Source organism: Pseudomonas sp. P4_B3, from assembly GCF_056402295.1.
Window position 1 is genome coordinate 30107 of record NZ_JBFUHR010000030.1, and the last position, 13160, is coordinate 43266.

Below are 13160 nucleotides of genomic sequence, written 5' to 3' on the forward strand. Positions count from 1 at the left end.
CATGGGGCGGTGCAGGTTCAGATTTGTGTTGTGGTTGACCCAAGGCATCTGTGATGAAATGCGACCCCAATCTTTATCGCGCAGCAATGCCATCACTCGCCGTGAAACCCCGTCTGATTCGCCATCTGTTCCTGCCACCGCTGATCATCGCCATGATGATCGGCCTGGGCTATATCGGCTTCTGGATCAGTGAGCACTATGGCATTCGCAGCCTTGGCGAGAACGGTCAGCGTCAGCTGGAACTGCACGCCCGTGCCGTCGAAAGCGAAATCAGCAAATACACCTACCTGCCCAGCCTGCTGGAGCTCGAAACCAGCGTTTCGCAGTTGCTGGCCGACCCGACCCCGGAACACCGGCAAACGGTCAACGATTACCTCGAAGGCCTGAACCGGCGCAGCCGCAGTCGGGCCATCTACGTGATGGACACCACCGGCCGCGTCATGGCCACCAGCAACTGGCGCGATGTCGACAGTTACCTGGGTGAAGACCTGTCCTTTCGCGCCTATTTCCAGAACGCCGTGCGTGGTCAGCCCGGGCGCTTCTACGGCATCGGCAGTACCAACGGCGAACCCGGTTACTACCTGGCCCATGGCCTGGAAGAACACGGCAAGATCATCGGCGTCGCGGTGGTCAAGGTACGCCTGGAAGCCATGGAAGAACGCTGGCAGCGGGCGCGACTGGAAGCCTTCGTCAGCGACGAGAACGGCATCATCATTCTGTCCAGTGACCCGGCGCGACGTCTGAAATCGGTGGTGCCGCTGAGCGAAGAAACCAAGGAAAAACTCGCCCGCAGCCTGCAGTACTACTGGTTCCCGCTCAACGAACTGCAGCCGCTGGCCCGGGAAACCCTGTCCGAAGGCGTGGAAAAACTCACGTTCCCGGCCAACAGCGAACTGGTGTCCGACGACGAAAACATCAGCTACCTGGCGCAAACCCGGCCGCTCGGCGATACGCCGTGGAATTTCACCCTGCTCACGCCGCTCCAGGATTTGCGCCGCGAAGCGATCAACCAGGGGATTCTGGTGGCGGTGGCGTTTGCCCTCTGTGCCTTTCTGTTGATCGCCTGGAACGAGCGGCGCAAGGTGATCGCCACCCGCCTCGCGGCCCGGGAAGCCTTGCAGGAAGCCAACAATCAGCTGGAGCGTCGGATTACCGAACGCACCACCGACCTGCGCGCCAGCAACGAACGGCTCAAGGCCCAGATCCGCGAACGCCGGCTCGCCGAAGAGACCTTGCGCCGCGCCCAGGATGAACTGGTACAGGCCGGAAAACTCGCGGCCATCGGCCAGATGTCCACCAGCATCGCCCACGAACTGAACCAGCCGCTGGCGGCGCTGCGCACCTTGTCCGGCAATACTGTGCGCTTCCTCGAACGCGGTCAGCTCGACGTGGCCAACACCAACCTCAAGACCATCAACGAACTGATCGACCGCATGGGCCGGATCACCGCCAGCCTGCGCTCGTTTGCCCGGCGCGGGGACGACAAGGGCCTGGCCTGCCTCGGCAAAGGCGTGGACGCCGCCTTGCAATTGCTCGGCGGCCGGGTGGAAAACATTCACCTGCAACTGCACCGCGATTTCACCGATGTGCAGGTGCAAATCGACCAGACCCGCCTGGAGCAGATTCTGGTCAACCTGATTGGCAACGCCCTCGACGCCATGCAAGCGCAGCCGCAACCCGAGCTGTGGCTCGAAGGCGAAGCGTTCGATGGCAAATACCGCCTGCGCGTGCGTGACAACGGCCACGGCATCGACGCCGAAGCGCGCGAGCACCTGTTCGAACCCTTCTTCACCACCAAACCCGGCGAACAGGGCCTGGGCCTTGGCCTGACCCTTTCCGCCAGCCTGGCCGCCGCCACCGGCGGTCACCTGGGTGTCGAGCACCCGGCCAGCGGTGGTACCACATTCGTCCTCAGTTTACCGTTGGTAAGCCCCACTCCCGCCGAGCCAATATGAACAACGACCTTAGTGTATTGATCGTCGAAGACGACCCCCATGTGCTGCTCGGCTGCCAACAGGCGCTGACCCTGGAAGACATTCCCTGCATTGGCGTGGGCAGCGCCGAAGAAGCCCTGGAGCGGGTCGGCGACGATTTCGCCGGCATTGTCGTCAGCGACATTCGCCTGCCGGGCATCGATGGCCTGGAACTGCTGACGCGGCTCAAGGCCCGCGACCGCAGCCTGCCGGTGGTGCTGATCACCGGACACGGCGACATCTCCATGGCCGTGGGCGCGATGCAGAAAGGCGCCTACGACTTCATGGAAAAGCCGTTCTCCCCGGAGCGCCTGGTGGATGTCGCCCGCCGCGCCCTGGAGCAGCGCAGCCTGGCACGGGAAGTGTCGTCGCTGCGCCGGCAACTGGCCGAGCGCGACTCCCTCGAAGGGCGGATCATCGGACGCTCGCCGGCCATGCAGAACCTGCGGGAACTGATTGCCAACGTCGCCGATACCTCGGCCAACGTGCTGATCGAAGGCGAGACTGGTACCGGCAAGGAGTTGGTCGCGCGCTGCCTGCATGATTTCAGTCGGCGGCACACCAAGCAGTTCGTCGCCCTGAACTGCGGCGGCCTGCCGGAGAACCTGTTCGAAAGCGAAATCTTCGGCCACGAGGCCAACGCCTTTACCGGCGCGGGTAAACGACGGATCGGCAAGATCGAACACGCCGACGGCGGCACGCTATTCCTCGACGAAGTGGAAAGCATGCCTCTGCCCTTGCAGATCAAACTGCTGCGGGTGTTGCAGGAACGCACCCTCGAACGCCTCGGCTCGAACCAGAGCGTAGCGGTGGATTGCCGGGTGATCGCGGCGACCAAATCCGACCTCGTCGTGTCGAGCAAGGCCGGCGAATTCCGCAGCGACCTGTACTACCGCCTCAACGTGGTGACCCTGGAACTGCCGCCATTGCGCGAGCGCCGTGAGGACATCCTGCAACTGTTCGAGCACTTTTTGCAGCAGTCGTCCCTGCGCTTCGACCGCGCGGTGCCGGAGCTGGACAACCAGACCGTTTCAAACCTGATGAGCCACGACTGGCCGGGCAACGTGCGTGAACTGCGCAACGTTGCCGAGCGCTTTGCCCTGGGCCTGCCGGCATTCAAGAAACCCGGTGCTGGTGGCGGCAATCAAGGCCTGGCCTTTGCCGAAGCGGTGGAAGCGTTCGAGCGCAACCTGCTCAGCGATGCCTTGCAACGCAGCGGCGGCAACCTGACCCAGGCCAGCCAGGAACTGGGCATGGCCAAGACCACGCTGTTCGACAAAGTGAAAAAGTACGGCTTGAGCCATTGAGAAAAACCTGATCGCCCACTACCCCTGTAGGAGCTGCCGAAGGCTCGGTCCGCGCTCGGGCGATCTTTTGATCTGGATCTTGAAAATCAAAAGATCCAGCCTCCGGCAGCTCCTACAGGGGATTGAGGGGTTACAGGAGGTTGTGTTCGGCCACCGGCTCGATCTGCGCCCAGTGCGACGTGTCTTCACGGTGCTCGCGCAAATACGGCAACACCGCCGCCAGCAACGGCGCCTTGAACGCCTCCTGGAAGCGATGGGCCAGGCCCGGAATCAGGATCAATTGGCTGCCTCGCAGATGCGCCGCCAGATGCACCCCGTGCATCACCGGCAACAACGGGTCGGCCGTGCCATGCACCACCAGCGCCGGCACCCGCAACTGATTGAGCAACGCCACCCGGCTCGGCTCGGCGAGAATGGCCATGATCTGGCGTTTCACGCCCTCGGGATTGAACGCCCGATCATAGGACAGCGCCGCCTGATGCAGCAGCGCCTGGCGATCATCGGTGACCATCGGGCTGCCCAGCGCCGCCAGCAAGTCGGCCTGTTGCTCCAGGGCCACTTCGCGGCTCGGTGCACCGCGCCGGGACAACAACTGCACCAGCGCCGCACTCGGCGCCGGCAAGCCTTCGGCGCCGGAGGTGGTCATGATCAGAGTCAGGCTCTCGACCCGTTGCGGTGCCATGGCCGCCATGTGCTGGGCGATCATCCCGCCCATGCTGGCGCCCAACACGTGGAATTGATCGATGTGCAAGGCGTCCATCAGCCCCAGGCCATCATCGGCCATGTCGGTCAGCGAATACGGCGACGACACCGGCAATCCGAGTTTGTAGCGCAGCACTTCGAAGGTCAGGTTGGCTTCGGCCGGTGCTTGCCGCCAGGTCGACAGGCCGACATCGCGATTGTCATAGCGGATCACCCGGAACCCTTGCTGGCACAGGGCGACCACCACCTCGTCCGGCCAGTGAATCAACTGCCCGCCCAGGCCCATCACCAGCAGCAAGGCCGGATCCGACGCACGGCCGATGCTCTGGTACGCCAGGCTTACCTGGGCCAGATCCACCCGTTCGGTCGGAACATTGATGTCACAACGCGAAGCCGCCAAGGATGGCAGGCCGAACAACAATGCGGCCAAAAACACGATTCGTGAAAAGAATGAAACACCCATGAAAAAACACCAAAACGCAGAACCCCAGTAGAGCGCGAGTCTGATGAAGTTTGTTCAAGCGCGCTGCCACAGTTCCATGACAGTTTGATGAAGAGTGCCGGGCGGTCGTCTTAAGGACCGCGTTATCGTTCACCGCGAGCAGGCTCGCGCCCACAAGATTCATGTCGATCACAGAGTTTTTGAACAACATTGATCACTAATGGGAGCGAACTTGCTCCTGTGTAAAAGAGGGCACTACTGTCGACAGCCAACCCAACATGAGACAAACTCAACCTTTTCGATTTATCGACAAGTTTTCCTCATGGAGCCCCCGGTGCTTGAAATCCGTCACCTCAAGACCCTGCACGCCTTGCGCGAAGCCGACAGCCTGGTGGATGCGGCCGATCGCCTGCACCTGACCCAGTCGGCCCTGTCTCACCAGTTCAAAGAACTGGAAGAGCGCATGGGCATGCCGCTGTTCGTGCGCAAGACCAAACCGGTGCGCTTCACCAGCGCCGGTCTGCGCCTGCTGCAATTGGCCGATGCCACCCTGCCGCTGCTGCGCGCCGCCGAACGAGACATCAGTCGCCTGGCCGGTGGCACCGCCGGTCGCTTGCACATGGCCATCGAATGCCACAGTTGCTTTCAGTGGCTGATGCCGACCATCGACCAGTTCCGCGACGCCTGGCCGGAAGTCGAGCTGGACCTGGCCTCTGGCTTCTCCTTCGCCCCGCTGCCGGCCCTGGCCCGTGGCGACCTGGACCTGGTGGTAACCTCCGACCCGGTGGACCTGGCCGGGATCACCTATGTACCGCTGTTCACTTATGAAGCGATGCTCGCGGTGGCCAACCAGCACCGCCTGGCCAGCAAGGCCTATATCGTCCCGGAGGACTTGCTCCCGGAAACCTTGATCACCTACCCGGTGGAACGGGATCGGCTGGACATCTTCACCCGCTTCCTCGAACCCGCCGACATCGAACCGGCCCAGGTCCGCACCTCGGAACTGACGGTGATGATGATGCAACTGGTGGCCAGCGGTCGTGGCGTGTGCGGCATGCCCCATTGGGCGCTGCATGAATACAGTTCGCGGGGTTATGTGAAGGCCAAGCGACTGGGTGAGAAAGGTTTGTTCGCCACACTGTACGCAGCGATCCGTGCTGACATGCTGGATGCGCCGTACATGCGGGATTTTTTGCTGACGGCGAAGGACACGTCGTTTTCGACGCTGGATGGCGTGAGTGCCGTTCGATAGAGCAACACCCATCTGTAGGAGCCGGCTTGCCGGCGAAGGCGGTGTTTCAGGCGATATTGCGTAGACTGATCCGCCGCTTTCGCCGGCAAGCCGGCTCCTACAGGGATCTGCGGTGACTTCATAGCTCGCGCCACATGTGGATTTTGTCGAAATAGTCCTCCCCCACCCGCACCGCCATCGGCTCCAGGCCGAACTGGACGAAACCGCAGCGCTGGTAGAGGTTGAACGCGGCATCATTGCCGGCGGTGACGGTCAACTGGATCAGGCGCAAACCCGCATGGTTCTGCGCCTCGGCCAAGGCAGCCTGAACCAGCTGATAGCCGAGTCCGCGCTGGCGGACCGTCGGTGACACATACATGCCGAACAGTGTCACCTTGTGCCGGGCCTTTTCCCGAGACTCGAGAGCGAGGCCGACGATGCCCGCCAACTTGCCTTCTTCGAACGCCCCGAGCACCAAATCCAGCTTACCCGTCAGGCGCGACTCCCACCAGTCCAGCGGCATCGCCGCCCGCTCGCGCACGCTCGAAGTGAAGGCCTGCGGATGAAGGTCGTAGGCTTCGAGCATCAATGCCCGATAGTCCAGGGCGTGGCTGGCATCCAGTCGTTCGATCCACATGTTCAAGCCATCCGTTTTTGCTCAAGCATCAGCCGCAGTGCCAGCCCCGACCACCCCAAGCAACGAGATCACCCCCGCCTTGCGCCCCTGGCAGATCGAGCGGGAGATCAGATAGATCATGTTCGGCCCCGGCGTCAGTACCATCAGCAACGCGGCAGCAGCGAAAATCAGCAGGTCTTGAAGCGGGATCATGGGCGAGGTCCTTTGCGTAATGATCAGGCGATCGCGGTCAGCGATGCCCGATAAAACGGCAGGATCAGGTCCCGTGTCAATGGCGCCAGGCTGACACCGCCATCGGTGGCCGGGTCGATCCAGATCACTTCTTCGATCTCTGCCTCCGGGGTGACATCTGAATCAATGTTCAGCTGAAAAAGCTCGGCGTGTACGACAAAACCCGGCTCGTTGGCGGCCGGTGCCGAGAAGTGACCGAGGTAAATGGCGTGCGCCGGGTCGATGTCCAGTCCCAGCTCTTCTTCCAGCTCACGGGCCAGGGCGTGAACCGGCAATTCATGGGGCTCGATCTTGCCACCCGGCTGCATGAACGCCGTGGTGCCGCGCTTGCGTACCAGCAACGTGCGGCCGTCAGGGCCGATCAACAAGGCAGCGGCGATGCGGATAGTCCCGGAGGCTGGCATGGAAAACGTCGACATGAACAAAAGGCCTTTGGCTCAAAAACGCCAAGGATCACATGTCCGCCTGTTGAGATCAAAAGCCTCGCGTAGGAGCTGCCGCAGGCTGCGATCTTTTGATCTCTAAAAAACAAAGTCAAAAGATCGCAGCCTTCGGCAGCTCCTACAACGGTGTCATACAGCCTCTTGGAAATCCATCTCCGGCGGCTGCCGACGGAAACCGCCGGTCAACACCGCCAGGTACACCACGCCAATCGCCAGCCAGCTCAACCCCAGATAAACCGCCAGATGATCGAGGCTGACCATCAGCCACAAGTCCGCCGCCAGGCCGATGAACGGGAACAGCAGGAACAGCACGAATTCGTGTGGGCCTTTTTTCTCGCCACCGATCCAGTAATGGAAGATCACCGACAGGTTGACCAGGCTGAACGCCAGGAACGCGCCGAAATTGATGAACGAGGTCGAGGTGGTGACGTCCAGTTTCAGTGCCAGCAACGCCACCACCGCGCACAGCAGGATGCTGTTGATCGGCGTGCCGAAGCGCTTGTGCAAGGTGCCGAAAAACGCTTTTGGCAACACGCCGTCGCGGCCCATGGCGTATAGCAGCCGAGAACCGCTGGCCTGGGCCGACAGCCCCGAGGCGAACTGGCCGACGATCAGACCGATCAGGAAGATCGACACGAACAGGTCGCCACCGATGTTGCGGGCAATTTCGTAGGCCGCCGAGTCCACGTTGTCGAACTGGAACGACGGATGAGCGATCTGCACGAAGTACGACACGCCGACGAAAATCAGCCCGCCAATCAGGGTGATCAGCATGATCGCCCGGGGAATGGTACGGCGCGGGTCGCGGGTTTCTTCGGTCAGGGTGCTGACGGCGTCGAAGCCGAGGAACGAGTAACAGGCAATGGCCGCGCCGCTCATGATCAACGGCATCTGCATGTCGCCATTGAAGAACGGCTTGATCGACCACAACGGCGCGCTCGCATCACCGCCGACGTAATGCACGCACAACGCGACGAAGGCGACCAGCACCAGGAACTGCACCAGCATCAGCAAGGCGTTGATGCCGTTCGCCAGTTTCAGGCCGACGATGTTGATCGCGCTGGTGATACCGATGAACGCCAGCACCCAGATCCACTGCGGCACTGCCGGGAAAGCGGAGTTGAGGTAAGCCGCGCCGATCAGCCAGATTGCCATGGGCAGGAACAGGTAATCGAGCAGCACCGCCCAACCGGCGATGAACCCGAGTTTCGGGCTGATGGCCTTGCGCACATAGCTGTAGGCCGAGCCGGCCACCGGGAACGCCGAGGCCATGCGCCCGTAGCTCATGGCGGTGAAAAACATCGCCACCAGCGCCGCGAGGTACGCGGCCGGCACCATGCCGGCGGTGGATTGGGCGAGGATGCCAAAGGTGCCGAGCACAATGATCGGCGTCATGTAGGCGATGCCAAACAGCACCACCGACCCCAGTGACAGGGTGCGTTGCAAACGAGCCATGAGCGACTACTCCGAATTTTATTGGATTTATGGCAGAGCCGAGTTCGGCGCAAATTACGGGTGTTGCGTTGTTGTTCTTTGGCGTTGAGTCAGATAAATCGTTAAAAGATCGCAGCCTGCGGCAGCTCCTACAGGGGACCGCGATCAATGTAGGAGCTGCCGCAGGCTGCGATCTTTTGATCTTCAGCCCTTGGGAATCAGCAGCTCCCGTAACCCGGACGCATGCTCAACCCTCTCCCCCGGCAACCTCAGCCGCTGATCATCCAGATAGCGATAATCCTGGCGCGCCGCCGTCAGCCGGGTCAGGTCCAGTTCGACCGCAAACTGCCCTTCCTCGCGTCCGGCTTCGAACAACAAGGTGCCCAGCGGATCGACCAATGCGCTCCCGCCGGCAAACAGCAATCCACCGTCACCCTCTTCCACCCGGTTGACCATCAGCGCAAACGCCTGGTTTTCCTGGGCGCGGGCCATGATCGCGGTGCGGTGGGTCGGGCCGTACGGGTCCATATTGCCGTTGGTGACGATCAACAGTTCGGCCCCCAGTTGCGCCAGGGCGCGGGCGCTTTCGGGGAATTCGATGTCGTAGCAAATCAGCAGGCCCACGCGCACGCCGTTGAACAGGCAGGTGGCATAGCGATCGCCCGCCTCGTAGACACCGCGATCCGAGGCCCACAAGTGAGTCTTGCGGTATTTCAGCGCGATGCCTTCAGGAGTGATCAGCAACGTGGTGTTGTAGAAGCGGCCGTTGTCGTTCTCGGCCATGCCGATGGCCACGGCGATATTGCGCTGGCGGGCGGCGGCGATCACCGCACTGACGGACGGGCCGTCCAGCGCCTCCGCCACCTCGGCCACGGACTCCGCCGAAGGGAAGCCCATCAAGTGGCCTTCAGGGAACAGGATCAGTTGCGTATCGACAGCACACGCAGCCATCGCCGCCAGGGTGCGTTCGAGGTTGTAGGCCGTGTCGTTGTCACGGCCTGCCAATTGGGCGAGTTCGACCTTCATAGGTATTCCTTGTCATGGGCCGGGCGGCAGAAAGATTGCCCGGTCGGTGTCTGTGCGCCAGTATGCGCAGCAAGCAACCGGGCGGGGAATTACGCCGCTGGGGTAACACGATAGGGGTAGATGCATGACACTCTCGTTGGATGACATCGCCTGGCATCGCTCGGTGGGGCAACTGATCGACGCCCTGGACAAGCCTAATTTCTGGACCCAGCTTGTCCGGTTGCTGGACCAGTACGTGTCCTTCGACAGCTGGGTGGCCCTGCTTTTCAGCGCCGACCAGCGCCCGCAGGTGTTTGCCGAGTGCCCCGGCGAGGACGGCAGCCCTGATCAACTGTTCCAGGATTACCTGCGTGGGCTGTACCTGCTCGACCCGTTCTACATCGCCTGCCGCGAGCAATCGCGCACCGGGTTGTATCGCCTGTCCGAAGTGGCCCCGGAGCACTTCGAGCTGACCGAGTATTACCAGCGCTACTTTCGTCTGAATGTGGTGGCCGATGAAATCCAGTTCAATTGTCAGCTCGAAGGCGACCGCACGCTGTGCCTGTCCCTGGGCAGCACGCAGCGCTTCAGCGGCCAGCAGATCGCCTTGTTGTCGTTGATTCAGCCGTGGGTGCTCGGCCTGTTGCGCCAGCGTCTACCCTATGAAATCAACGAAGTCGTGGCCCTGGCCCCCGCACCACCGCAAGCTGATTGGCGGGTACAGTTGGAGGCCTCGGTGCAGCAACTCAAAGGCGCGCAGTTGACGGCCCGGGAGCTGGATGTCGGGCGTTTGATGCTCAGCGGTTGCTCCAGTAAAGAAATCGCTCGAAAGCTGGAAATCTCGGTCGAAACCGTGAAAGTCCACAAGAAACACATGTACAGCAAGCTGGGGATCAAGTCCCAGTCCGAGCTGTTTTCGATTTTTCTGCAGGCACAAAATGCCTGAAAAGATCGCAGCCTTCGGCAGCTCCTACATGGATCGCATTCCCTTGTAGGAGCTGCCGAAGGCTGCGATCTTTAAACCCGAGTCCGAACCCAAGGAAACCGTATGAGCCTGTCACTCCTGAGCCGCTACGCCTTCTTTGCCGTCTGCGTGATCTTCTCTCTCGCCAGCCTGCCGTTTCTTGAATACGACTGGCTCTGGCCGATCACCGCCGTCACCGCTGTCCTCAGCCTGATCGGCCTGTTCGATCTGCTGCAAAGCCCCCACGCGGTGCGCCGCAATTACCCGATCCTCGGCAATATCCGCTACCTGGTCGAAGGCATCCGCCCGGAAATCCGCCAGTACCTGCTCGAATCCGACAGCGACGCCCTGCCCTTCTCCCGCGCCCAGCGCTCGCTGGTCTATTCCCGGGCCAAGAATGAAACCGCCGACAAACCCTTCGGCACGCTGATTGACGTGTATCAGTCGGGTTTCGAATTCATCGGCCATTCCATGCGCCCGGCGCCGTTGAGCGACCCGAGCAGTTTCCGGGTGACAGTCGGTGGCCCACAGTGCACCCAGCCGTATTCGGCGTCGGTGTTCAATATCTCGGCCATGAGTTTTGGTTCCCTCAGCGCCAACGCCATCCGCGCGCTGAACCAGGGCGCCAAGCTCGGCAACTTCGCCCATGACACCGGCGAAGGCAGCATCAGCCCCTATCACCGGGAAAACGGTGGCGACCTGACCTGGGAACTGGGCAGCGGCTACTTCGGCTGCCGCACCAGCGACGGCCGTTTCGACCCGGAACGCTTCGCGGCGCAAGCCCGGACGCCGCAGGTGCGGATGATCGAAATCAAGATGAGCCAGGGCGCCAAGCCCGGCCACGGCGGCATCCTGCCCAAGCACAAGGTCACCCGGGAAATCGCCGAGACCCGCGGCATCCTGATGGGTGAAGATTGCGTGTCGCCATCGCGTCACAGCGCGTTTTCCACGCCGATCGAAATGATGCATTTCATCGCGCAACTGCGTGAGTTGTCCGGTGGCAAACCGGTGGGCTTCAAGTTCTGCCTCGGCCATCCGTGGGAGTTCATGGGCATCGCCAAGGCCATGCTGGAGACTGGCATCCTCCCAGACTTCATCGTCGTTGACGGCAAGGAAGGTGGCACCGGCGCCGCACCCGTGGAGTTCACCGACCACATCGGCGTGCCGATGCGCGAAGGCCTGCTGTTCGTGCACAACACCCTGGTGGGCCTGAACCTGCGGGACAAGATCAAACTCGGCGCCAGCGGCAAGATCGTCAGCGCCTTCGACATCGCCAGCGTGCTGGCCATCGGCGCCGACTGGGCCAACTCGGCGCGCGGCTTCATGTTCGCCATCGGCTGCATCCAGTCACAGAGCTGCCACACCAACAAATGCCCGACCGGCGTCGCCACCCAGGACACCCTGCGCCAGCGCGCGCTGGTGGTGCCGGACAAGGCCCAGCGCGTGTTCAACTTCCACCGCAACACCCTCAAGGCCCTGGCGGAAATGCTCGCCGCCGCCGGCCTCGAACATCCGTCGCAGTTGTCCGCCAAGCATCTGGTGCGACGCATGTCGGCGACCGAGATCAAGCTGTTCTCGCAGTTGCACGTGTTCCTCAAACCAGGGGAGTTGCTGACCGGTGAGGTGAATGGCGAGTTTTACTCGCGGATGTGGCAGATGGCGCGGGCGGATAGTTTTGAGCCTAATGAAATAGCCGCTGCCTGACGTTAGCTCCAGCGCTGAAGGCTTGGGACGACTTCAGCGCTCACCACTCAGAATAAAGAGGCGCGCCTCGGCGTCCCCGCCCTTGAGTGTCAGCATTTGCTTCCACCCTGAGGGAAATGTCATGACAGCTTCCGATTTTGGCTTACCGGCAGTCACCCACCAGACTCTTTTAGAGTTGAGCTTTACCGTTGAAACATCATTAAAAAAAATCCAGTCCTTACGCGGAGGGATCAGAAGCCAGCCGCCAAAATCGCGAGGACCTTCCGGCACACCTGTTGATGACCTGGAAATGTATAGCCTCGGCCGAATTCCCGTGGTGTTGTAATAACAAAACGGCAAGTACCAGAACAATCCGTCCACAACAATCTCGTCACCGCTCACGGCATAGTGCTTGAGTCCATTCACCACAATGTCCAGCCTGGCCGATGTTTGGGTGTAGCTTCCGCTCATTTCATTTTTCTGCAGATATACCTTCAACAATCCATGTACTTCACCCGCAACAAAAACACTCAAACAAACGACCGCAACAACCAGTGAGCGCTCAGCCAAACGATCCAGAGCAATTGCGACGATCAGGGGCAAACTGACTGCGGCAAACACCAAATACCTGGGATAGAAAAACGGGACGCCCCACGACAAAAAAACAGCGTGATGACCGGCACAAAGAAGTAACCAATCAACAGTAAGATCACCCGTTGATCATCGCGCCAAAGACCCAATGCCAACACAGAGCAGATGATCATCAAAGCCGAAACGATCAGCGATGCCCACAAACCACCCTCAGACGCCGATATCATCACCGTGTATTGCGAGACGAGGCCAGGCAACATATCCCACGTGGTAGGTGGTATCCATTCGAGACCTTTCATCCCTGAAGCTTGGCGAATGAAATTCGGAAGCCAGGGCAAATACAGCACAACAATAGAGACATTGACCAACAACCACTTTCGAACCGGAAACAAGACCGATTCGCCACTCCCCCCTGACCAATACAGCCAATAAGAGCGAGCATGATCAACATGAGGACTGGACTGTAGGCAACCAGGTGTTGCCGTCTCACCTGAACATCGACTAAGCGATCCATCTC

The 13160-nt window shown here is 61.0% G+C and carries 12 protein-coding genes and 1 pseudogene; 5 read left to right on the forward strand and 8 right to left on the reverse strand.

Going from position 1 to position 13160, the window contains the following annotated elements; translation table 11 throughout:
- The first annotated feature begins 53 nt into the window (after positions 1-53).
- Positions 54-1955 (forward strand): two-component sensor histidine kinase AauS, encoded by a 1902-nt coding sequence (gene aauS / locus AC1DWG_RS27460; RefSeq protein ID WP_477763931.1) that lies wholly within the window; start codon positions 54-56, stop codon positions 1953-1955.
- Positions 1952-3280, forward strand: a complete 1329-nt coding sequence (aauR, locus tag AC1DWG_RS27465; protein WP_477752331.1) for a two-component response regulator AauR — start codon at positions 1952-1954, stop codon at positions 3278-3280. The genes aauS and aauR overlap by 4 nt, the downstream gene beginning before the upstream one ends.
- Before the next feature lie 130 nt (positions 3281-3410).
- Here the strand turns inward: aauR and AC1DWG_RS27470 are convergent, their stop codons facing one another.
- On the reverse strand, positions 3411-4445 hold the full coding sequence (locus AC1DWG_RS27470) for an alpha/beta fold hydrolase (protein ID WP_477763932.1): 1035 nt from the start codon (positions 4443-4445) through the stop codon (positions 3411-3413).
- A gap of 313 nt (positions 4446-4758) precedes the next feature.
- On the opposite strand from AC1DWG_RS27470, the gene metR reads away from it, so the two are divergent.
- A complete protein-coding gene (gene metR / locus AC1DWG_RS27475; RefSeq protein WP_007985733.1) occupies positions 4759-5676 on the forward strand; it encodes a transcriptional regulator MetR in 918 nt (305 codons plus the stop codon).
- A 118-nt stretch (positions 5677-5794) separates the two neighbouring features.
- Here metR and AC1DWG_RS27480 read toward each other — a convergent pair whose 3' ends face one another.
- The 5 genes and pseudogenes from AC1DWG_RS27480 to AC1DWG_RS27500 all read right to left on the reverse strand — a co-directional run bounded on the left by AC1DWG_RS27480 (position 5795) and on the right by AC1DWG_RS27500 (position 9426).
- Positions 5795-6292: an N-acetyltransferase family protein gene (locus tag AC1DWG_RS27480; protein WP_477763933.1), complete on the reverse strand. Its 498-nt coding sequence runs from the start codon at positions 6290-6292 to the stop codon at positions 5795-5797.
- 48 nt (positions 6293-6340) lie between these two features.
- Positions 6341-6484 (reverse strand): annotated as a pseudogene (locus AC1DWG_RS27485) (LysE family translocator); the annotation flags it as partial.
- 23 nt (positions 6485-6507) lie between these two features.
- Positions 6508-6942 carry an NUDIX hydrolase gene (locus AC1DWG_RS27490; protein ID WP_477788617.1) on the reverse strand — a complete coding sequence of 145 codons (435 nt, stop codon included), beginning with the start codon at positions 6940-6942 and terminating at the stop codon, positions 6508-6510.
- A 153-nt stretch (positions 6943-7095) separates the two neighbouring features.
- Positions 7096-8421: an APC family permease gene (locus AC1DWG_RS27495; protein WP_477788618.1), complete on the reverse strand. Its 1326-nt coding sequence runs from the start codon at positions 8419-8421 to the stop codon at positions 7096-7098.
- A 183-nt stretch (positions 8422-8604) separates the two neighbouring features.
- A complete protein-coding gene (locus tag AC1DWG_RS27500; protein ID WP_477763936.1) occupies positions 8605-9426 on the reverse strand; it encodes a carbon-nitrogen hydrolase family protein in 822 nt (273 codons plus the stop codon).
- Positions 9427-9550: 124 nt separating this feature from the next.
- On the opposite strand from AC1DWG_RS27500, the gene AC1DWG_RS27505 reads away from it, so the two are divergent.
- Both AC1DWG_RS27505 and AC1DWG_RS27510 read left to right on the forward strand, forming a co-directional pair.
- Positions 9551-10351: a helix-turn-helix transcriptional regulator gene (locus tag AC1DWG_RS27505; protein ID WP_007985741.1), complete on the forward strand. Its 801-nt coding sequence runs from the start codon at positions 9551-9553 to the stop codon at positions 10349-10351.
- A gap of 102 nt (positions 10352-10453) precedes the next feature.
- The gene (locus AC1DWG_RS27510; protein WP_477788619.1) at positions 10454-12073 is read left to right on the forward strand and encodes an FMN-binding glutamate synthase family protein; all 1620 of its coding nucleotides are present in this window, start codon (positions 10454-10456) and stop codon (positions 12071-12073) included.
- Positions 12074-12106: 33 nt separating this feature from the next.
- Here the strand turns inward: AC1DWG_RS27510 and AC1DWG_RS27515 are convergent, their stop codons facing one another.
- Positions 12107-12673: a hypothetical protein gene (locus AC1DWG_RS27515; protein ID WP_477763938.1), complete on the reverse strand. Its 567-nt coding sequence runs from the start codon at positions 12671-12673 to the stop codon at positions 12107-12109.
- Positions 12646-13014, reverse strand: a complete 369-nt coding sequence (locus AC1DWG_RS27520) for a hypothetical protein (protein ID WP_477788620.1) — start codon at positions 13012-13014, stop codon at positions 12646-12648. The genes AC1DWG_RS27515 and AC1DWG_RS27520 overlap by 28 nt, the downstream gene beginning before the upstream one ends.
- Positions 13015-13160: the final 146 nt, after the last annotated feature.